Below are 20,860 nucleotides of genomic sequence, written 5' to 3' on the forward strand. Positions count from 1 at the left end.
TATGGGTCGGACCTGGCATGGAGGATGAGCATGGCGATCGGGTTGAGCGAGGAGCACGAGGCGCTCCGTGAGTCGGTGAGCGGCTGGGCCGAGCGGAACATCCCGTCCGAGCTGCTGCGCGCCGGGACGGACGGGCGCCCGCCGTTCTGGGCGGGCCTCGCCGAGCAGGGGCTGCTCGGCCTGCACGTGCCCGAGGAGTACGGCGGCTCCGGCTACGGGCTGCTGGAGACGGCCGTGGCCGTCGAGGCGCTGGCCGAGCGCATGGCCCCCGGGCCCTACCTGCCGACCGTGCTGGCCAGTGCCGTGATCAACGCCTCCAAGCGGCCCGAGCACCTGGAGTCGTTCGCCGACGGCACCCTCACCGGCGCCGTCGCCCTGACCGGCTCGCTGACCGGCACCCGCACCGAGGACGGCTCCCTGGTCGTCTCCGGCACGGCCGACCCCGTGCTCGGCGGCTCGCTGGCCGACGCGCTCGTGCTGCCGGTCGCCACGGACGACGGCGAGGAGTGGATCCTCGTCGACGCCTCCGCCGTCACCGTGACCGAGGTCAGGTCGCTGGACCTGACCAGGCCGGTGGCCAGGGTGGAGCTGTCGGAGCTGGTGGTCCCCGCCGAGGGCATCCTGGGCGGCGTCCAGCGCCCCGACGTGCTCGACCTCGCCGCGATCCTGCTCGGCGCCGAGGCCGCGGGCCTCGCCTCGTGGTGCGTCACGGCCGCCGCCGAGTACGCCAAGGTACGCGTGCAGTTCGGCCGCCCGATCGGCCAGTTCCAGGGCATCAAGCACAAGCTCTCCCGCATGCTGGTCGCGCTGGAGCAGGCGCGCGCGACCGTCTGGGACGCCACCAGGGCGGACGGCAAGGAGCTGGAGTACGCCGCCGCCGTCGCGGGCGTGATGGCTCCCGACGCCGCCGTCCAATGCGCCAAGGACGCCATCCAGACCTTCGGCGGCATCGGCTACACCTTCGAGCACGACGCCCACCTCTACTACCGCCGCGCGCTCACCCTGCGCGCCCTGCTCGGCTCCTCGTCGGAGTGGGCGGCCAAGGTGACCGAGCTGGCCCTGCAGGGCGTCGCCCGCGAGATGCAGATCGACCTGCCCGAGGACGCCGAGGAGGTGCGCGAGTCGATCCGGGCCGAGATCGCGGAGATCGCCCGGTTGGAGGGCAAGGAGCAGAAGCGGGCCCTGGCCGACCGCGGCTTCGTCATGCCGCACCTGGCCAGGCCGTGGGGGCGCGACGCCAAGCCGCTGGAGCAGGTGCTGATCGCCCAGGAGCTCAAGGCCGCCAAGGTCAAGCTGCCCGCGATGATCATCGGTGCGTGGGTGGTGCCGTCCGTCGCCGCGTACGGCACCCAGGAGCAGCAGGAGCGCTTCCTGCCCAAGACGCTCAGCGGCGAGATGATCTGGTGCCAGCTGTTCTCCGAGCCCGGCGCCGGATCCGACCTGGCCTCGCTGCAGATGAAGGCGGAGCAGGTCGAGGGCGGCTGGAAGCTGAACGGGCAGAAGATCTGGACCTCCGTCGCCCACGTGGCCGAGTGGGGCATCTGCATCGCCCGCAACTCCAGCGAGGGCTCCAAGCACCAGGGCATCACGTACTTCCTGGTGGACATGAAGTCCCCGGGCGTCACGGTCCGGCCGCTGACCGAGATGACCGGCGAGAACCTGTTCAACGAGGTCTTCCTCGACGACGTCTTCGTCCCCGACGACCTGGTCGTGGGCGAGGTCGGCGACGGCTGGAAGGTCGCCCGCAACACGCTCTCGAACGAGCGCGTCTCGCTGTCGTCCGGCTCCGGCGGCACCGGCGCGTCCGTACCCGACCTGCTGGGCCTGATCGGCCGCCTCGGCCGCGAGCTGACGCCGGCCGAGGCGCAGCAGGTGGCCGCGGTGGTCTGCGAGGGCCACTCGATCAACGCGCTGTCGCTGCGGGTGACGCTCAAGCAGCTCGCCGGGGCCGAGCCGGGCGCGGACGCGTCCGTGCGCAAGCTGCTGTCCACCTCCCATGCGCAGCACGTCTCCGAGACGGCGGTCGACCTGCTGGGTCCGGCGGCGGTCGTGGCGGCCGACATGAAGCTCGGCGACCCGGGCTACTGGAACCGCGCGGTGCTCGCCACCAGGGCGATGACCATCTACGGCGGCACCACGGAGGTGCAGCTCAACATCATCGGCGAGCGCATGCTGGGCCTGCCCAGGGACCCCGAGCCCGGCAAGTGAGCGTCATCCCCCCACGGGCTGCGGGGGGACGGCGGGGGCGTTCACGGCGGGTCTGGGGATGCCGACCCTGATCTCGCCGACGCAGGCGGACCGGCCGTCCAGGGTGCGCAGCACCAGGTCGGTCCCGCCGCCCTCCACGGCCGCGTACGTCGAGCCCAGGTCCTTGCCCGCGGGCACCCGCGTCTCGGGCCCGCCGAGCCGCACGGACAGCGTGGTCTCCACCGGGTTCAGGTAGCCGATCTGGGCCGTCCAGCTGCCCTTGGGCAGGGACAGGGGAAGGCGGAACCGGACCTCCGCGGGGCCCACCCGCGTGCAGGGGGACCGGCCGGGGACGACGGCGCCCTCGATGGAGACCGGGCGCAGGCGGCCCTGCTCGTCGAAGACGAGCGGGCCGCTGACCGGCCCGTTCAGCCGGCTGGTCCAGGTGACCGGGTGCGCGGCGATGGGTCCGAGCACCTTGGACGTCAGCGCGTACTCGTAGAAGAACGTGGCCACGACCACCTTCGGCGGCACGTACGTGTCCACGACGATGCTCCCGGGCGGCGTGCGCTTGAGCGCCACCCGTGCCGTCTCCACGTAGCTCTTGACCTGCTGCCCGAGGGGCAGCCGGCCGTAGGCCGCCACCGACCAGACCGAGCCCGCCGCGACGACGGCGGCCACCGGCACCCACGCGAACCTCAGCCGGGACGCGGGGCGCAGCCAGGGCCGCTCCTCCTCCCGCAGCGGGATGAACGCCAGGCCGATCACCAGGGCCAGCACCATGGACGTGGAGGAGACGTAGCGCAGCTCGTAGCCGCCCAGGTCGGGGCCGAGCTGCTCGATGCGCCCGATCAGCACCGGCACCACGTCGGCGAGCACCACGTAGGCAAGCAGGACCAGCCAGGCCACCCAGGCCCGCCTGCGGTAGCGGATCGACACCGCCACGGCCACGGCCGCCAGCCCGAGCGCGGCCCAGGCCGGCGCGGGCGGCGTGGCGGCGATGGCGTAGTCGTCCCCGATGGGCAGCCACTTCCACGGCCCGCCGAACGTGCTGGGCGCCAGCGAGCCCCACAGCAGCGTCCAGGCGAACCTGGCCGCGACCGGCAGGTCCGGCAGGCTCGGCCGCACGGTGTCGTCCGTGAGCTGCACGGAGGTGAAGAGCTGGCGGAAGAAGATCACCGCGTAGACCGCGACCACCCCGGCGTACAGCACCCAGGCCGGCCACTGCCGGGGGCGGCGCAGCCACCCCACGCTCAGCGCGAGCGCGAGCACCAGGATGAACGGCGCCTTCACGAAGAAGGCCATGGCTACGGCCGTCCAGGCCGCGGCGGCCAGCGCGTGCCTGAAGCGGCCGGTCCTGGCATAGTGCACGTGCGAGCTCAGCGCCATCGGCAGCGCGATCTGGAACGGCAGCGTCTCGATCAGCACCGCCCACCACGACAGCGACGAGATCGTCATCGGGGTCAGCAGGTAGAACGCGAGCGGCACCAGGATGGCCGGCCGCGGCCCGAACAGCAGCCGCAGCAGCCGGAGGAGCGCCAGGCCCGCGGCGCCGAGCAGCGTCATCGCCACGGCGTGGGCCAGCACGTCGTTGTAGACCCCCAGCCGGCCCAGCGCCCACTGGATCGCGAACGGCCCGGGCACGAGGTGGCCGTAGTCCACCCGCATGAGGTAGTCCCAGCTCAGGCCGTGCTCCAGGCCGCGCGCGATGAAGGTGAAGTCGTCCTGCCTGAAGTAGGAGCGCCGTACCAGGTCGAACTTCCAGACCAGCTGGACGGCCACCATGACCAGTCCGGCGGCCAGCACGGCGTCGCCGCGCGTCCACGGGCGACCCTCGGCGCCACGCGTCCGCGGGCGGCTCTCGGCCGTCGTCTCGCTCGTCGTCACCGGTCCCTCTGGCCCCGTCACTCGCGTGGATCGGTCCCGCGCCGCCCCCTTTGGCGGTGTCGTGTCACCGAGAGAGCACCTGGATCTGGCGAAAGACTAACAATCGAGGGACATGCCGGGAATGTCTGTGGCTGGGTTGTGATGTCATAGCGGGATGCCGCAGACCAGGAGGGCCGGGGCAGCCTGCGCGCTGCTCGGTCTCGTCCTGGGCGCTCTCGCTCTGGGGCCCGCGCTGGGGTGGGGGTTCGTCCTCGTCCAGGACATGGTGTTCGTGCCCGAGCCGCGGTTCTCGCGCTTCACCTTCGGGCTGGCCGGCGGGGCGCCGCGGGTCGTGCCGAGCGACGCCGTCGTGACCGCGATGGCCTCGGTCGTCCCCGCGGAGCTGGTGCAGAAGGCGATCCTGCTGGGGGTGTTCGCGCTGGGTTGCGCGGGGGCGGGGCTGCTGGTCCCGTCGGCCGCGCTGGGGCCCAGGCTGGTCGCGGGAGCGTTCTACGTCTGGAACCCGTACGTCGCCGAGCGGCTGCTGATGGGGCAGTGGGCGCTGCTGCTGGGGTACGCCGGTCTGCCGTGGGTGGTGCGGGCGGCGTACGGGCACCGTCGCGTGGCCGTGGCGATGGTGCCGGCCGCGGTGGGCGGGTTCGCCGCGATGGCCGTCACCGCGATCACGGTCATCCCGTCGGCCTGGTCCGCCGCGTCGCCGAGTCCGGTCACGACGCCGGGGCCGAGCCGCGGGCGCAGGGCCGCGGACACCGCGCTCGCGGGGGGCCTCGTCCTGGCGTTCAGCCTGCCCTGGCTGGTGCCCGCGCTGGCCCGGCCGGATGCGCTGAACGGGGACGGCGTGGGCGTGGACGCGTTCGCCGCCCGGGCGGACGGCCCCTTCGGCACGGTGGTGAGCCTGCTGTCGCTCGGCGGGATCTGGAACGCCGGCGCGGTGCCCGCCGGCTACGACGCGCCGGTCGCCGCCGTGGCCAGGCTGGTGCTGGTGGTCGCCGGGATCGCGGCGGTCGCGCGCGCCCGGGACCTGCCCGGCCGGGCGGGGCTCGCCGTGGCGGCGGCCATCGGGTTCGCGATCGCCTGCCTGGGCGTCACCGCCGCCGGCCGGGCGGCGCTCAGGTGGCTGGTGGAGCTGTGGGGCGGGTTCGCGGTGCTGCGTGACGCGCAGCAGTTCGTGGCGCCGCTCGCGCTGCTGGCCGCCGTGGGGCTCGGCCTGCTCGCCGCGCGCGCCGCCACGGCGGGCGGGCGCCTGGTGCCTGCGGGGTTGTCGCTCCTGGTGCTGGCGCCGGTGGCGGCGCTGCCGACGCTGGCCTGGGGGGCGTTCGGCCGGCTGGAGGCGGTGGACTATCCGCGGGGCTGGTACGAGGCCAGGACGGCGATCCTGGCGGACGCGGCGCCGGGGGACGTTCTGGTGCTACCGTTCGAGTCTTATCGCAGGTTCCCGTGGAACGGCGGCCGGGCGGTGCTCGACCCGGCCCAGCGCTTCTTCGCCGCGCCGGGGCGCGAGGTGGTGGCCAACGACTCCGTACGGGTCGGCAGCATGGTCGTCGCGGCCGAGGACCGCCGGGTGCGCGAGGTGGAACGCGTACTAGATGGATCTTCACCGGACCTGGCCGCAGCGGGCTTCCGGTACGTCGTGGTGGACGCGGGGACGGTCGAGGAGCGTGCCCGGTTCGCCCGGTGGACCCGGGGGGCCACTCTGGTGGTCGACGGGCCTGAGCTGCTGTTGTACAGATTTCAAGCGCTTCCTGGGAACGATCACCCAACTTGATCGGCGACTTTATTAAAATTCAGTCTTACTACTAGCGAGTAAGGAGAATTGGTTCTAAGTTGGGTGCGCCCGGGTCATTGCCGCCTCAAAGGAGGAATCCCCGGTGATAAAGATCCTCTTAGCAGCGATCATTGGCGTCGCCCTAGCCGCACTGGTGGCGACCGTCACGACCGTGTCACTCACCGGTGCCACGGCGACACCGGTCAACCGGCCGCTCTATAACTACGGCGACCGGTAGCACGTGCCATGCCGCCCTCCCGTCGAGGGAACGAGAGGACGAGCCGACCGACACTGCTTGAGATCATCGTTCCCGCGTACAACGAGGAACGGCGACTTCCTGGGGGGCTCCTGCAGCTGTGCGCGAAGCTTGCCCGCCTTCCGTTCCCGACAGCTGTCATCGTCGTGGACAACGCCAGCACTGATGGCACCGCGGAGATCGTCAGAACCTGGCCGCAGGAGCCGATCCCGGTACGGCTCGCGGAGTGCGCCACGCCCGGCAAGGGTGCGGCGGTGCGCGCCGGACTGCTGGAGACCACCGCGCCCTTCGTCGGCTTCTGTGACGCCGACATGGCCACCGACCTGCGGGCCGTCGAGCGCGCCTTCGGGTTGCTGCTCTCCGGCGAGCGCATCGTCATCGGCTCGCGCGCGCATCCCCTCGCCGAGGTGGAGCACCGGCACAGCCCGGTCCGTGAGCTGGGCGCGTTCGGATTCCGCGCGCTGGCCAGAGTGCTCGTGCCAGGGGTGAGCGACACCCAGTGCGGGTTCAAGTTCTTCGACGGGTTGCTCGCCCGCGAGATGGCCGCCCGGCTGCGGACCGACGGCTTCGCCTTCGACGTCGAGCTGCTCGCGCGCTGCGTCGCGGACGGCGCCTCGGTCCTGGAGATCCCGGTGACGTGGCATGACATGCCCGGCTCGCGTTTCTCCCCGGCCCGGCACAGTCTGGGCATCCTGCTGGAGCTCTGCCGGATCTGGGCGCGGCTTCGCGCGGAGTCGCGCCGTGCGGTCAGGGTGAAGCAACCGTTGGACTCCCTCGGATATCCGTGAACATCGCCATCGTCAACTGGCGCGACCCGTGGCATCCCGCCGCGGGGGGCGCCGAGGTCTACGCCTGGGAGCTGGCCCGGCGCTTCGCGGCCGACGGGGACCGGGTGTGGTTCGTCACGGCCCGCGCCCTCGGGCAGGCCCGCGAGGAGACCGTCGAAGGCGTGCGGCTGGTCCGCATGGGCGGGTCGTTCACCGTCTACCCCCTGGTGCTGCTCTGGATGCTGGTCCGGCGCAACCGGTTCGACGTGGTCCTGGACTGCCAGAACGGCATCCCGTTCTTCACGCCGCTGGTCGTGCGGCGGCGTACCAGGGTGTTGTGCGTGGTGCACCACGTGCACGACCGGCAGTTCGACGTGCACCTGCCGTGGTGGCTGGCCGCGCTCGGCCGGTTCCTGGAGGGGCCGGTGTCGCGGTGGACGTACCGGGGGTGCGAGTGCGTGGCCGTCTCGCCGTCGACCGTGCTCGCCATGCGCGAGCGGCTCGGCTGGCGCGGGCCCATCCACCTCGTCCCGAACGGGGTGCCCGGCCGGCTGCGGACGCCGCGCGCGCGGAGCCGGCGGCCCCGGCTCGTGTGCGTCGGCAGGCTCGTCGCGCACAAGCGGGTGGAGCTGCTCCTCGAGGCCGTGCCCGAGCTCAGGAAGCGCTGGCCGGACCTGGTCGTGGACGTCATCGGCAGGGGGCCGGAGGAGGAGCGGCTGCGCGCCGCGGCGCCCGAGGGCGTCGTCCTGCACGGCTACCTGCCGGAGGAGGACAAGGAGCGGCTGGTCTCCGCCGCCTGGCTGCAGGTCAACACCTCCCAGGGCGAGGGGTGGGGGCTGTGCGTGCTGGAGGCGGCCGCGTTGGGGGTGCCGACGGTGGCGTACGACGTGGACGGGCTGCGCGACGCGGTACGGCCCGGCGAGACCGGCTGGCTGCTGCCCGACGGCGGGGACCTGGCCAAGGGCATCACCGCGGCCATCGACGAGCTCAGGGCAGCCCCGGACACCTATAGCGCGAAATGTCGGGAATGGGCGGCTCGGTTCTCCTGGGACGGCAGCGCCGCGCGGCTCTCCGCCCTCATCCGCCGTCCCGCCGACGCCCCCGGCACACCCGCCGCGCCTGTCGTCCTTGAGTGGGAGGAACGGTGAGCGAGCGGGCGAGGCATCGGCTCTGGCTGGCGATCTGCTGCCTCGGCTTCGCCGTGCTGTCGTTCACCACCAAGCCCGGCAGCATCATCTCCGACACCAAGCTCGACCTCGCGCTCAACCCGATCGGCTGGCTGGAGCGCGTCGCCCACCTGTGGGACCTCCAGCACTTCGGGCAGCTCCAGAACCAGGCTGCCGGCTACGTGTTCCCGATGGGGCCGTTCTTCGCGCTCGGCGAGCTGGCCGGGCTGGACGCCTGGGTGACCCAGCGGCTCTGGCTGACGGCGCTGCTCTGCCTGGCCTTCCTGGGCGTGGAGCGGCTGGCCAGGCAGCTCGGCATCGGCGGGCCCGGCACCGCGATCGCCGCCGCGCTGGCGTACGCGCTGGCCCCGCGCACGCTGTCCATCCTCGGCGAGATCTCGATCGAGTGGCTGCCCGCCGCGATGCTGCCGTGGATCCTGATCCCGCTGCTCACCGCCGCGGAGACCGGCCAGCGCGCTCGCGGCGCGATCAGGTCCGGGCTGGCCGTGGCGCTGTGCGGCGGCGTGAACGCGGTGGCGGTGCTGGCCGTGCTGGTCGCCCCCGTCCTCTACATCCTCACCCGGCCGCGCCCGGTGCCCCGCTGGCGGCTGCTCGCCTGGTGGACCGGCACCGTGTCGGTGGCCACGCTGTTCTGGTGGCTGCCGCTGCTCCTGGTCGGCCGCTACGCGTTCTCCTTCCTGCCGTACACCGAGACCGCCTCCACCACCACGCAGGTCACCTCGCTGACGAACGTGCTGCGCGGCGCCTCCGACTGGGTCCGCTACCTGACCGTCAACGGCGTCGCCACGCAGCCGCCCGGGTACGAGATCGCCACCTCGGCCGCCATGGTCGTGGTCACCGGCCTACTCGCCGCGCTCGGCCTGGCCGGGCTGGCCCGGCGCGACCTGCCCGCCAAGGGGTTCGTCGTCCCCCTGTTCCTGATCGGTACGGCGGCGCTGGTCGCCGGGCACATGGGCGCGCTGGAGCCGATCGTTGCCGAGCCCGTGCGCTGGCTGCTCGACGGGCCGCTCGCGCCGCTGCGCAACCTGCGCAAGTTCGACCCCCTCGTCCGGCTGGCGCTGGCGCTGGGCCTGGCCCACCTGCTGGCCCACGTGACGGCCCGGGCGCGGCTGCCGATCCGGTCGGTGGCCGTGGCGACGCTCGCCGCGCTGGTGCTGCCGGTCTTCAACCAGGGCCTGGCCCCGCCCGGCGAGTTCAAGGAGGTGCCGCTCTACTGGCGGCAGGCCGCGACGTGGCTCAACCAGAACGCCGGCGACGACGGGGTGCTCGTCGTGCCCGGCGCCAAGTTCGGCGAGTACCTGTGGGGCCGTCCCATGGACGACCCCCTGCAGCCGCTGTCCGCCGTCCGCTGGACCGCCCGGCAGGTCACGGCGGCCGGCTCCGTGGGCATGACGAGGCTGCTCGACGCCATCGACCAGCGGCTCACCTCGGGCCACGGCTCGGAGGGGCTGACCGAGGTGCTGCGCAGGATGGGCGTGCGCTACCTGCTCGTCAGGAACGACCTGATGCGGGCCAACCTGCAGGGAGCCTGGCCGTCGCGCGTCTACGAGGCGCTGCGCGACTCGCCCGGCATCACCAAGGTCACCTCGTTCGGCGGAGAGGTGGGCGACACCTCCACCGACGACGCCGTCGAATCGGTGGACTGGCCTTTCCCGGCGCTGGAGCTGTACGAGGTGCCGGACAGCTCCGACCTGGTCAGCGTGCAGCCCGCCGCGGACGCGCTGGAGGTGCGCGGCGGCCCGGACTCGCTCCTGACGATGGGCGACCTCGGCCTGCTCGGCGCGGGCCCGGCGCTGGTGAACGGCGACGGGGCCGAGTCCGGCCTGCCCACCGTGGTCAGCGACGGGCTGCGGCTGCGCGAGCGGCAGTTCGGCGAGATCAGGTCCAACTGGTCGCCCACCCTGCCCGCCGACCGGCGCGACGACTTCACCGGCGTCAAGGAGCTCGACCTGCTGGAGGACGGCTGGCTGGAGGAGACGGCCACCGCCGAGTACGACGGCATCGCGGACGTCACGGCCTCCTCCTCGGTCGCCGACGCGGACGCCGTGCCGGGCCTCAGCACCCCCGGCCACGGCCCCTGGGCCGCGCTGGACGGCGACCTGGACACCGGCTGGGAGAGCGGCGGCTGGAAGCGGCCGGAGAACGAATGGCTCCGGATCGACCTCCGCCAGCCCCGGGAGATCTCCCGGCTGCAGGTGACCTTCACCAACAACCTGCTGATCAGCCAGTCGGTCCGGCGGGTGGCCGTGGAGACCGAGAACGGCCGGCTGGTGCAGGATGTCGCCAGGAGCAACGACGCCCAGACGCTCCGCGTCCCCGCCGGGCCGACGAGCTGGGTGCGGATCAGGGTGCTGGGCACGTACAACGTGCAGTGGAGCTTCGTGCAGCGGGTGGGCATCACCGAGATCGCGATCCCCGGGGTCCTGCCCGGCCGCACCATCAGGATGCCGGGACGGGGCGGGGACGTCTTCGTCATGGACCGCGGGCTGGACGAGCGGCCGCGCTGCATGCGCAACTGGGCCCGCTGGGTGTGCAACCCGCTGCTGGTCAGGTCGGGCGAGGAGGGCGCCGGGTTCGACCGGACGTTCACCTCGGAGTCCGGCCGGAAGACGACCCTGCGGGGCTCGGCGGTGCTGCGGGACGTCACGCTCGTCGACCGGTTCACCCGGCTGAGCGGTGACCTGACCACGGTGACCGGTTCGTCGGCGATGAGCAAGGACGCGGTGGTCGCGCCGAGGTCGGCATTCGACGCCGACTCCGCCACCACGTGGGTGCCCTCGCCGGAGGACGCCGAGCCGACGCTCACGCTGGGCTGGAAGGGCAGGCGGACCGTCTCGCAGATCCAGGTCGCCCGTCCCGGCGGCGACCGGCAGGCGCTCGACGTGATCGTGACCGGCGCCAAGGGCGAGGTCCGCGGCGGCCGGGTGGACGCCGGCGGGACGCTGCGGTTCAAGCCGCTCACCACGACGCGGCTGAAGCTGCGCTTCTACCCGGCCTCGCGCCGGCTCCAGGTCACCGAGCTGGTGATCCCCGGCGTCAGCCCGGCGAGCCGGCCGGCCGGGCCGCAGTTCCGGCTGGCCTGCGGGCTGGGCCCGACCCTCCAGGTGAACGGCGCGGCCGTGCGGACCAAGGTCACCGGCGTCTATGCCGACCTGCTGGAGGGGCGGCCCGTGCAGATCACCGCGTGCGGCCGGGTCGCGCTGCGGGCGGGGGACAACCGGGTGCGGGCGGCCGGCTGGGAGCCGTTCGCCGTGGAGAACCTCGCGGTCGGCGCGTTCCCGTCCCGGCGCAAGGCCGTGGAGAGCTCCGCCGCCCGCGGCGCCTGGTCCTCCGTCGAGCGCGAGGTACGGGTGAGCGCGCCGGAGGACTCCTTCCTCGTGGTCAACGAGAACTTCAACACCGGCTGGCGGGCCGAGCTGGAGGGCCGGCAGCTGCGTCCGATCCGGATCGACGGGTGGAAGCAGGGCTGGCAGCTGCCCGCGGGCACCGCGGGGACGGTGCGGCTGACGTACGAGCCCGACCAGCCCTACCGGCTCGCGCTCGGGCTGGGCCTGGCCGGGATCGCGCTGCTCGCGCTCCTCTCCCTGGTGATGCACGGCCCCCGCCCCGAGCACGTCAAGGAGACCGCCGCGGCGGCGGAGTCGCGGCTGTCGCGCTGGCGGGTGCCCTACGTCGTGGTGCTGGGGCTGGCGTTCGGCGGCTGGGTGGCGAACTGGCCCGGCATGCTCGTGGCGCTCGCCGCCGTCGTGGTCACCCTCTGGCTGCGGGTACGCCGGCCGCACACGCACTGGGTGCCGGCGGGCCTGTTCGGCGCGGCGGCGGTGGCGCTGGCCGCCGGGGTGTTCCTTCGCAACCGGGGCGTCGACGTCGATCCGCTGCTCGACCAGGTGCCGCAGCTCCTGTCGTGCGCGGCGATGGGCTCGCTGTTCGGCCAGCTCGTCACGGCGCCGGAGCCGACACCGGAGCCTGAGGTTCCGGTCGAGCAGGAGGTGCTGACCGCCACCGGCGGCTGAGCCGCAGCGCGTTCTCCTCGACGAGGTGGTAGCTCACGGCGCTCACCAGCAGCGAGCCGACCAGCGTGGGCACCGCCACGCCCACGAAGTCGCCGCTGAACACCTGCTTGCCGGTGATCTTGTAGAAGAGCGTGATCACCGGCGCGTGCCACAGGAAGAAGCTGTACGAGATGCGCCCCAGATAGGCGGTCACCGGGTTGCCCAGCACCCGGTGCGGCAGCGTGTCGCGCCGGGAGGCCAGCGCGAACGGGGCCACCAGCAGCACCGCCACCGCCGTCTCCAGGACCATCCGCCACAGCGACTGCGACAGGCTGGGCAGCGTGAGGGTGCGCGGCCCGGCCAGCTCCGTGCTCAGCACCGCGAACGCCAGCAGCGCCAGCACCAGGAGCTGCGGCGCCAGCGCGTCCACCACCTCGCGCCGCTTGATCCACACCGACAGCACGGCCATGGCCATGCCGGCGGCGAAGAAGATCAGGTGGTTCGGCAGCCACAGCGCCAGCTCCGGCTGATCCAGCACGTGCGCGACGACCACGCCGGCCAGGGAGATCACCGGGAGCACCGCGATGCCGCCGAGCAGCCTGACGGGCCGGTTGCCGCCGCGCGCCCACCGGTGCAGGAGCCAGGCGAGCACCGGCAGGACCAGGTAGAAGGCCATCTCGATGGGCATCGTCCACATCTGGTAGAGCCCGTCGGGCGCCCGTCCCTGCTCGAAGTAGTTCTGCAGCAGGAACAGCCACTTGAGCCAGCCCGTCCAGTCGAGCTGCCCCCAGGCCCAGAGCGCCACCGCGGTGACCAGCCAGTAGGCGGGCAGCACGCGCATCGCCCTGCGCCACAGATAGGTCCCCACCCGCGGCGACGGCGCGTCCTCCAGCACGGCACGGGCCCACGGCCGGTAGAGCAGCAGCCCGGACAGCAGGAAGAAGATCGGCACGGCGATGCCGAGCCGGGACGTCATCCAGGCGAACATGCCCTCCTGGTAGATCATCCCGGTGTTGCCGCCCACGTGCAGGACCCAGACGCCGAGCGCGGCCAGGGCCCGTATGCCGTCGAGCGCGGCGTCCCGCCCGGTGGCGGGGCCTTCCGCGGACGGGGCTCCTGCGGCCGGTGCTTCCGCGGCGGCGGTCATCCGAGCTTCCTGAGCACCAGGACGAGGTTCCACGTGACGAACTCCCGGACGACGGGGACCTTGACCAGCGGACGGCACCACCACGGCAGGTACCGCGGGAAGGCGTCGACCAGCTCGACGTCCCGCGCGGACCGCGCCCAGCGCAGGCCGTGCGCGACGGAGACGGGGAAGAGCGAGCGCCCGTAGCGGTTCTTGGGCTGCCTGCCGTGCACCCGCGCGTACCGGCGGGCGGCGTGCTCGCCGCCCAGGTAGTGCCAGGGCGAGGTCTCGTGCCCTCCCCACGGGGAGAGCCAGTTCGTGTACGCGAGGAAGATCAGCCCGCCCTCGCGGGTGACCCGGGCCATCTCGCCCGCCATCCGCCACGGGTCTGGAACGTGTTCCAGCACATTGGACGAGAAGCACACGTCGACCGACCCGTCGGCGAGCGGCAGCTCCAGGGCGCTGCCCAGCACGCCGGAGCCCGGCGTGCCCTGGCCGGTCAGCTCTCCCGCGTCGACGTCCACGCACACGCACCGGGCGCCGGCCCGCCTGAAGGCGTCGGCGAAGTATCCGGGGCCGCCGCCCACGTCGAGCACGGTGGCGCCGGCCAGGGACACGCGGTCCACGAGCTGGGCGGCGGTGTCGGCGGCGAGGGTGGTGTAGTACGCGTCCGGCTTGGCCTGCTCTGTTGTGAACGCGCGGAACAGCCGGATGGACCTGGCCAGATCGGCACGCATGCCCACGACTCCGTCCCGTTGAGAAGACACCCAGAATAGAACGCGTTCCGATGCCTGGGTACAGGCAACCGGCGGGTGACGTCAAGAGAGTGGCCTGCGGAGGGTGAACCGCCGCCGTTCGTAGAACATGTTCCGATTTGTTACTCGGATGTGGCTGTGAAGACGTCTCGCCGGATGCTACTTTCCAGTAACGATCATGTTACGTACATCACACGCGCGACTTGAAGTCCGGGGGGCGGTGCGCTGAGTATGTAACCGGTTTCCGCACCTTCGACGCCAGGAGGATCTTGAATGCAGCGCACACCTGTACTCGTTCTCGTCGCCGTTGGTGCGTTCCTGATCGTTCTAGCGGGGATGGTCAGGTTCTGGGCGGCGGAAAGGATCATCTCCGCGCCGGCAGGCCAGTACAGCACCGTCGAGCTCGAGGCCCCCTCCGCTCAATACTTCTCCGTCGCCGACGGGAAGGTGCTGACCGCGAACCTCAAGATGCTGGTCACCACCCGCGGCGACGTCTCGCAGGCCACCGACTCGCGCGTCGTCTGGGACGAGTTCACCGTGGTGGACGACGTCACCAACAACAAGCCGCAGATCAACATCTCCGAGCGGCGCAGTGCCTTCGACCGGCACACCGGCGTGGGCGTCAACTGCTGCGGCGTGAGCGTCAACAAGGAGCCCGTGAACCTGGAGGGGCAGATCTACCTGTTCCCCTTCGGTGTGGAGAAGAAGACCTACAAGTACTTCAACCAGACGGCCAAGCGCGCCTTCGACGCGACGTTCGTCGGCGAGGACACCGTCGACGGGCTGCCCGTCTACAAGTTCCAGCTGAAGGTGCCGCCGACCAAGATCGCGACGTTGAGCGCCCCCGCCTCGATGATGGGGATGACCGGGACGGGTGACGTCCAGGTCGACCGCTGGTACGAGGGCGTGGACACGTACTGGGTCGAGCCCACCAGCGGCGCGCCGGTCAAGCAGGAAGTCAGCAGGAACGAGACGCTCAAGAGCCAGGACGGGGTCGAGCGGGCCAAGGCCCTGGTCGCCACCGCCTCCTTCACCCCGAAGACCATCTCCGATCTGGTGGCCACGGCCCGGGACGCCAAGAACCAGATCACCCTTGTGAAGACCACGATCCCGATCGTGCTGCTGGCGGCGGGCCTGCTCGCGTTCGGCGCCGCGCTGGTGGTCGCCCGCCGCCGCGCGCCGCGCCCCGTCGTCAAGGAGCCGGTCGACGCGTGAGCCCTGAAACAGGTTTCAGTTCGGCCCGGCTGCTCGCCAGCAGCCGGGCCGAGCTCGTTACTAGAGCAAAGGTTCTAGGGTAGAACGCGTTGCAGTTCGCTGGTTTCGCGGCTTATGGTCGGCTCATGCGGACACGTGTCACGGACATGTTCGGAATCGAGCTCCCGATCTTCGCCTTCAGCCACTGCCGGGACGTGGTCGCGGCCGTGAGCCGCGCCGGCGGCATGGGTGTGCTCGGCGCGCTCTACTTCACGCCTGAGGAGCTCGAGACCGAGCTCAAGTGGATCGACGACCACGTGGACGGCAAGCCGTACGGCGTGGACGTCGTCATGCCCGCCTCCTACGAGGGCGCCGACTTCGCGCCCGAGGAGCTGGTGGGCCGCCTGCAGTCGATGATCCCCGAAGGCCACCGGTCGTTCGTCGAGAACCTCCTGGGCAAGCACGGGGTCCCGCCGCTGTCGTCGGACGCCGACCCCGGCAAGGTGCTGCTCGGCTGGACCGACGCCACCGCGCGCCCCCAGGTCGAGGTCGCCCTGCGGCACCCCATCGCGCTGCTGGCCAACGCGCTCGGCCCGCCCCCCGCCGACGTGGTGGACCTCGCCCACGCGCACGGGGTCAAGGTCGCCGCCCTGGCCTCCACGCCCCGCCACGCGCTCAAGCAGGTGGAGGTCGGTGTGGACGTCGTGGTCGCCCAGGGCACCGAGGCCGGCGGCCACACGGGCGAGATCTCCACCATGGTGCTGATCCCGCAGGTCGTGGACGCGGTCGACGTGCCCGTCCTGGCCGCCGGCGGCATCGGCAACGGCCGCCAGATGGCGGCGGGGATGGCGCTGGGCGCCGAGGGCGTCTGGACCGGCTCGCTCTGGCTCACGGTCGAGGAGGCCGACACCCCGGAGATGGCCAAGCGCCGCATCCTGGAGGCCACCTCCCGCGACACGGTCCGCTCGCGCAGCTGGACCGGCAAGCCCGCGCGGCTGCTCAAGAACGCCTGGACGGAGGCGTGGGAGTCGGAGGAGTCGCCCGGCACGCTGCCGATGCCCCTGCAGTTCATGCTGGTGTCGGACGCCCTGCGGCGCATCGGCCGCTCCGACGTGTCGGACCTGGCCACCTTCCCGGCCGGCCAGGTCATCGGCATCACCAACCAGGTCCGCTCGACCAAGGACGTCATGTTCGGCCTGGTGGAGGAGTACGGTGAGGCGCTCGAACGTCTGGAGCGCCTCACCGGCGACTAGCGCGCGTGGTAGGTCGGGGGGCGCTTCTCGCGGAAGGCCCGGGTGCCTTCCTTGGCGTCCTCCGACCCGATCACCGGCCAGCCGATCTCGTCCGACACCTTCAGCGCCTCCGGCTCCGGCATGCCCAGGGTGTCCCGGTACGTGCGCAGGATCGCCTGCACGGACAGCGGGCCCGAAGCGGCGACGTCCTCGGCCAGTTCCCGGGCCGAGGCCAGCGACTGGCCGTCCGGCACCACCCGGTTGACCAGCCCCATGGACAGCGCCTCCGCCGCCGTGATCGGACGGCCGGTCAGGAGCAGGTCCATGGCGTGGCAGTACGGGATCTGCCGGGGCAGGCGTACGGCGCTGCCGCCCATGGGGAAGAGCGCCCGCTTGGCCTCGAACAGCCCCAGCGTGGCCGACTCCGCCACCACCCGCAGGTCCGTCCCCACCAGCAGCTCCGTGCCCCCCGCCACCGCGTAGCCCTCGACCGCGCTGATGATCGGCTTGGTGGGCAGGTCCTCCCTGAGCAGGCCCTTCCAGTGGAAGTTGGGGATCTGCGCGGCCCTGGCCTGGACCTCGGGGTCCGTGGAGGGCTGCCCCATCGCCTTGAGGTCGGCCCCGGCGCAGAAGGTGCCCTCCGCGCCCGTCAGGATCGCCACCCGGATCCCGGTCTCGGCCGACGCGTACGCCCATGCCGAGGCCAGGCCGATCAGCATGTCCGAGGAGAGCGCGTTGCGCGCCTCCGGCCGGTTCATGGTGACGATCAGGACATGGCCGTCTCGTTCGATCCGGCAGTGGGGAGTGCTGATCGGCAGGAGCTCCACGTACGCCTCCGAAGTGTCTAATCAAGCGCTTGCTACGAACTTCGGCCCCAGGATACGCTCCCAGCAGTAAACGAGAACAGGTTCCTGTTTTGCTCTCGCCGCGACGCGAGGGAGCGCCGTCGCCTTGGAGGAGCGGCGGGAGCGGAGCGACCAGAGCGGGGGAAGGCGACGGCATCAAGGGCGACCGAGCCCGCTTCACGGAGTGAAGCCATGAACAAGAGGAGTGCAGATGGGCACGCTCGGTTTCTGGAGGCTCGCGCAGGCGGATCCCGAGTGGATCGCGGCCGTGGACCCCGACGGCACGGAGCATCGAGCGGGCGATCTGCTCGCCCGCGCCAACCGTCTCGTCCACGGCTTACGCGAACTCGGGCTCCAGCCCGGTGACGGCATCTGCGGCCTGGTGCCGAACGGCGCGGACGGGCTCGTGCTCTATCTCGCCGCCATGCAGGCCGGCTGGTACTACACCCCGGTCAACTGGCATCTGACCGGCCCCGAGATCGCGTACATCGTCTCCGACAGCGAGGCCAAGGCGTTCTTCGTGCACCCCCGCTACCTCGAGGAGGGCGCCAGGGCGGCCGAGGCGATCGAGCCGCACCGACGCTTCCTCGTCGGGGAGGACAAGGCCGACGGCTTCCGCCAGGCGAGCGAGCTGACCGACGGCCGGCTGGACACCGCGCCAGCGGACCGCACCGCGGGCGCCACCATGCACTACACCTCGGGCACGACCGGCAAGCCCAAAGGGGTCAAGCGCCGGCTGAACGGCCTCGATCCGGACGACTCCGCGGAGCTCATGACGTTCCTGCTCGGACTGTTCGGCATGACCCCGGGCCGCCCCAACGCCCACCTGGTCACCTCCCCGAACTACCACACGGCGGTCACCCAGTTCGGCGGCACCGCGCTGCACATGGGACACACGCTCGTCTACATGGACAAGTGGGACGCCGAAGAGCTGCTCCGGCTCTGCGAGCGCCACGGCGTCACCAACTCCCACCTCGTCCCGACCCACTTCAAGCGCCTGCTCGCGCTGCCGGAGGAGACCCGGTCCAGGTACGACCTGTCCTCGCTCAAGTGGATGATCCACGCCGCCGCCCCCTGTCCGATCCCGGTCAAGTGGGCGATGCTCGAGTGGTGGGGCGACTGCGTGTACGAGTACTACGCGGCCACCGAGGGCGGCGGCACCCTGGCCACGCCCGAGGACTGGAAGGCGCATCCGGGCACGGTCGGCAAGGCCTGGCCCATCAGCGAGCTGCTGATCGCGGACGATCAGGGCGAGCCCGTGCCGACCGGCACCGCCGGGACGATCTACATGAAGATGATGGGCGTCCCGTTCGAGTACAAGGGCGACCCCGCCAAGACCGCCGCGAACCGGCTCAAGGAGTACTTCACCGTAGGGGACATCGGATACCTGGACGAGGACGGCTTCCTCTACCTCTGCGACCGCAAGGCCGACATGATCATCTCCGGCGGGGCGAACATCTACCCGGCCGAGATCGAGAACGAGCTCATGATCCACCCGAAGGTGGCGGACGTGGCCGTGTTCGGCATCCCGGACGAGGAGTGGGGCGAGCAGATCAAGGCCGTGGTCGAGCCCGCGCCGGGCATCGAGCCCGGCCCCGAGCTGGCCCGCGAGCTGCTCGCGTCGCTGGAGGGTCGCCTGTCCAGGATGAAGTGGCCCAAGAGCGTCGACTTCATCGCCGAGATGCCCCGAGAGCCGAACGGCAAGCTGCTCAAACGCAAGCTCCGCGCCCCGTACTGGGAGGGACGAGACCGTGCCATCTGATCCGCTGGTCGCCCAGCACGTCCTGGAGTTCCCGGGCGGCTACACGAGAACCACAGGCCCCGTGATCGGCCGGTTCCTGAGCGAGTTGCGCGGCCGGCGCATCGTCGGGGTGCGGACGAACGAGGGCAAGGTGCTCGTGCCGCCCCTGGAGTACGACCCCGCGACCGGCGAGCCGGTGACCGGCGAGTATGTCGAGGTCGGCCCGGCCGGCACGGTCACCACCTGGGCGTGGGTGGACGAGCCGCTCGAAGGCCACCCGCTCGACCGCCCCTTCGCCTGGGCGCTGATCAAGCTGGACGGCGCCGACACCGCGCTGGTCCACGCCGTGGACGCGGGCAACCCCAAGGCGCTGGCCGTGGGGGCGCGCGTCTGGCCGGTCTGGAGCGACCGGCCCACCGGTCACATACGCGACATTTCCCATTTCGCCCCCGAGGTCACGAAGATCGTCTCCAACGTGCGCGCCGAATACCGCCTCCAGGCGGGCGGCGCGCTCCGCGTCTTCCTGGAGGGCGTCCGGCGCGGCGTCTTCCTCGGCGGGCGGTGCGAGAGCTGCGACAAGGTGTACGTGCCGTACCGGGCGTCCTGCCCCGAATGCGGAAGCGGCATCGCGGAGACGCTCGAACTGCCCGACACCGGCACGATCACCACGTTCGCCATCAACAACCTGCCCGATCCGCGGGCCCCGCAGGTGCCGTTCGTGTCGGCGTACATCCTGCTCGACAACGCCGACATCCCCATGATCGCGCTCATCGGGGACGTACCCGCTCACGAGGTGCGCCAGGGCATGCGGGTCAGGGCGGTCTGGGTGCCGGAGAGCGAGCGTACGGCGTCAATGTCGAACATCCGCTGGTTCGCCCCCACCGGCGAGCCCGACGTGGAGCTGTCATGAGAGATGTCGCGATCGTCGCGTTCGCCCAGACCCGGCACACCGACCACGACGCCGGGCAGACCGAGCCCGAGCTGATCCTGCCCGTGATCGACGAGGTCAAGGAGCGCACCGGGCTCAAGAGGTTCGGCTTCACCTGCTCCGGCAGCTGCGACTACCTCGCGGGCGCCCCGTTCTCGTTCGTGTCGGCCCTCGACGCGCTGGGCGCCTGGCCGCCCATCTCGGAGAGCCACGTGGAGATGGACGGAGCCTGGGCCCTGTACGAGGCGTGGGTCCGGCTCCAGCACGGCGACATCGACTCGGCCCTGGTCTACGGGTTCGGCAAGTCGTCCCTCGGCGACCTGAACACGATCATGACGATCCAGCTCGACCCGTACTATCTGGCGCCGCTCGGCCTCGACCTGCTCTCCTACGCCGCGCTGCAGGCCGGCGCGGTCGGCGCGGACCGCAAGGAGCTCGACGAGATCGTCCGCAGGAGCCGGGCGGACGGGCGGGGCAACCCGTACGCGCTCGATCTGCCCGACCCGGACGGCGAGGACTTCGCGGTGCAACCGCTGAAGAAGACGGACGTGCCGCCCATCACGGACGGCGCGGCGGCGATCGTGCTCGCGGCCGGTGACCTGGCCGGGCAGCTGTGCCCGAACCCCGCCTACATCAGGGGCATCGCCCACCGCATCGAGCCCCATTACCTGGGCATGCGTGACCTTTCGGTGTCGGCCTCGGCGGCCGACGCCGCACGGGCGGCGGGGGTCGGCAAGGGGCCCGTCGAGGTGGCCGAGCTGCACGCCCAGTTTCCCCATGAGGAGATCATCCTGCGCCGGGCGCTGGAGCTGCCCGGCGAAACGGTGATCAACCCGTCCGGTGGCCCGCTGGCCGCCAACCCGGTCATGGCCACGGGCCTCATCCGCATCGGCGAGGCCGCGCGGCGCATTCTCGACGGCGACGCGAGCCGCACCGTCGGGCACGCCGCCGGCGGCCCCTGCCTGCAGCACAACCTCGTCACCGTATTGGAGGCGTGA

At 71.8% G+C, this 20,860-nt stretch carries 14 protein-coding genes; 10 read left to right on the forward strand and 4 right to left on the reverse strand.

Going from position 1 to position 20,860, the window contains the following annotated elements:
- Positions 1 to 30: 30 nt before the first annotated feature.
- Positions 31 to 2,208, forward strand: coding sequence for an acyl-CoA dehydrogenase (locus ACFKCF_RS34080; protein ID WP_394499392.1), 2,178 nt, complete (start codon positions 31 to 33; stop codon positions 2,206 to 2,208).
- 3 nt (positions 2,209 to 2,211) lie between these two features.
- Here ACFKCF_RS34080 and ACFKCF_RS34085 read toward each other — a convergent pair whose 3' ends face one another.
- Positions 2,212 to 4,074 carry a hypothetical protein gene (locus ACFKCF_RS34085; RefSeq protein ID WP_394499393.1) on the reverse strand — a complete coding sequence of 621 codons (1,863 nt, stop codon included), beginning with the start codon at positions 4,072 to 4,074 and terminating at the stop codon, positions 2,212 to 2,214.
- A 154-nt stretch (positions 4,075 to 4,228) separates the two neighbouring features.
- Between ACFKCF_RS34085 and ACFKCF_RS34090 the strand changes: the two genes are divergently transcribed.
- The 4 genes from ACFKCF_RS34090 (at position 4,229) to ACFKCF_RS34105 (ending at position 12,062) form a co-directional block, all read left to right on the forward strand.
- Positions 4,229 to 5,839 (forward strand): hypothetical protein, encoded by a 1,611-nt coding sequence (locus tag ACFKCF_RS34090; RefSeq protein ID WP_394499394.1) that lies wholly within the window; start codon positions 4,229 to 4,231, stop codon positions 5,837 to 5,839.
- Positions 5,840 to 6,085: 246 nt separating this feature from the next.
- Positions 6,086 to 6,883 carry a glycosyltransferase gene (locus ACFKCF_RS34095; protein ID WP_394499395.1) on the forward strand — a complete coding sequence of 266 codons (798 nt, stop codon included), beginning with the start codon at positions 6,086 to 6,088 and terminating at the stop codon, positions 6,881 to 6,883.
- Complete coding sequence (locus tag ACFKCF_RS34100; RefSeq protein WP_394499397.1) at positions 6,880 to 8,010, forward strand: glycosyltransferase family 4 protein; 1,131 nt, start codon at positions 6,880 to 6,882, stop codon at positions 8,008 to 8,010. Before ACFKCF_RS34095 ends, ACFKCF_RS34100 begins: the two co-directional genes overlap by 4 nt.
- Positions 8,007 to 12,062, forward strand: coding sequence for an alpha-(1->3)-arabinofuranosyltransferase family protein (locus ACFKCF_RS34105; protein ID WP_394499398.1), 4,056 nt, complete (start codon positions 8,007 to 8,009; stop codon positions 12,060 to 12,062). The genes ACFKCF_RS34100 and ACFKCF_RS34105 overlap by 4 nt, the downstream gene beginning before the upstream one ends.
- Here ACFKCF_RS34105 and ACFKCF_RS34110 read toward each other — a convergent pair.
- A complete protein-coding gene (locus ACFKCF_RS34110) occupies positions 11,989 to 13,188 on the reverse strand; it encodes an acyltransferase family protein (protein ID WP_394499399.1) in 1,200 nt (399 codons plus the stop codon). The genes ACFKCF_RS34105 and ACFKCF_RS34110 overlap by 74 nt on opposite strands.
- Positions 13,185 to 13,904 carry a methyltransferase domain-containing protein gene (locus ACFKCF_RS34115; protein ID WP_394499400.1) on the reverse strand — a complete coding sequence of 240 codons (720 nt, stop codon included), beginning with the start codon at positions 13,902 to 13,904 and terminating at the stop codon, positions 13,185 to 13,187. Before ACFKCF_RS34115 ends, ACFKCF_RS34110 begins: the two co-directional genes overlap by 4 nt.
- A 291-nt stretch (positions 13,905 to 14,195) precedes the next feature.
- Here ACFKCF_RS34115 and ACFKCF_RS34120 point away from each other — a divergent pair, with 291 nt between their 5' ends.
- Complete coding sequence (locus tag ACFKCF_RS34120; protein WP_394499401.1) at positions 14,196 to 15,137, forward strand: DUF3068 domain-containing protein; 942 nt, start codon at positions 14,196 to 14,198, stop codon at positions 15,135 to 15,137.
- A 125-nt stretch (positions 15,138 to 15,262) separates the two neighbouring features.
- Positions 15,263 to 16,369 (forward strand): NAD(P)H-dependent flavin oxidoreductase, encoded by a 1,107-nt coding sequence (locus ACFKCF_RS34125; RefSeq protein WP_394499402.1) that lies wholly within the window; start codon positions 15,263 to 15,265, stop codon positions 16,367 to 16,369.
- Here ACFKCF_RS34125 and ACFKCF_RS34130 read toward each other — a convergent pair.
- The gene (locus ACFKCF_RS34130) at positions 16,366 to 17,175 is read right to left on the reverse strand and encodes a crotonase/enoyl-CoA hydratase family protein (RefSeq protein WP_394499403.1); all 810 of its coding nucleotides are present in this window, start codon (positions 17,173 to 17,175) and stop codon (positions 16,366 to 16,368) included. The genes ACFKCF_RS34125 and ACFKCF_RS34130 overlap by 4 nt on opposite strands.
- Positions 17,176 to 17,404: 229 nt before the next feature.
- Here ACFKCF_RS34130 and ACFKCF_RS34135 point away from each other — a divergent pair, with 229 nt between their 5' ends.
- The 3 genes from ACFKCF_RS34135 to ACFKCF_RS34145 are packed head-to-tail and all read left to right on the forward strand — an operon-like array spanning position 17,405 to position 20,860.
- A complete protein-coding gene (locus ACFKCF_RS34135) occupies positions 17,405 to 18,955 on the forward strand; it encodes an acyl-CoA synthetase (protein WP_394499404.1) in 1,551 nt (516 codons plus the stop codon).
- On the forward strand, positions 18,945 to 19,844 hold the full coding sequence (locus ACFKCF_RS34140; RefSeq protein ID WP_394499405.1) for a Zn-ribbon domain-containing OB-fold protein: 900 nt from the start codon (positions 18,945 to 18,947) through the stop codon (positions 19,842 to 19,844). The genes ACFKCF_RS34135 and ACFKCF_RS34140 overlap by 11 nt, the downstream gene beginning before the upstream one ends.
- Positions 19,841 to 20,860, forward strand: a complete 1,020-nt coding sequence (locus tag ACFKCF_RS34145; protein ID WP_394499406.1) for a thiolase domain-containing protein — start codon at positions 19,841 to 19,843, stop codon at positions 20,858 to 20,860. The genes ACFKCF_RS34140 and ACFKCF_RS34145 overlap by 4 nt, the downstream gene beginning before the upstream one ends.

The sequence above is a fragment of the Nonomuraea sp. JJY05 genome (genome assembly GCF_043496855.1).
Classification (GTDB): Bacteria; Actinomycetota; Actinomycetes; order Streptosporangiales; family Streptosporangiaceae; genus Nonomuraea.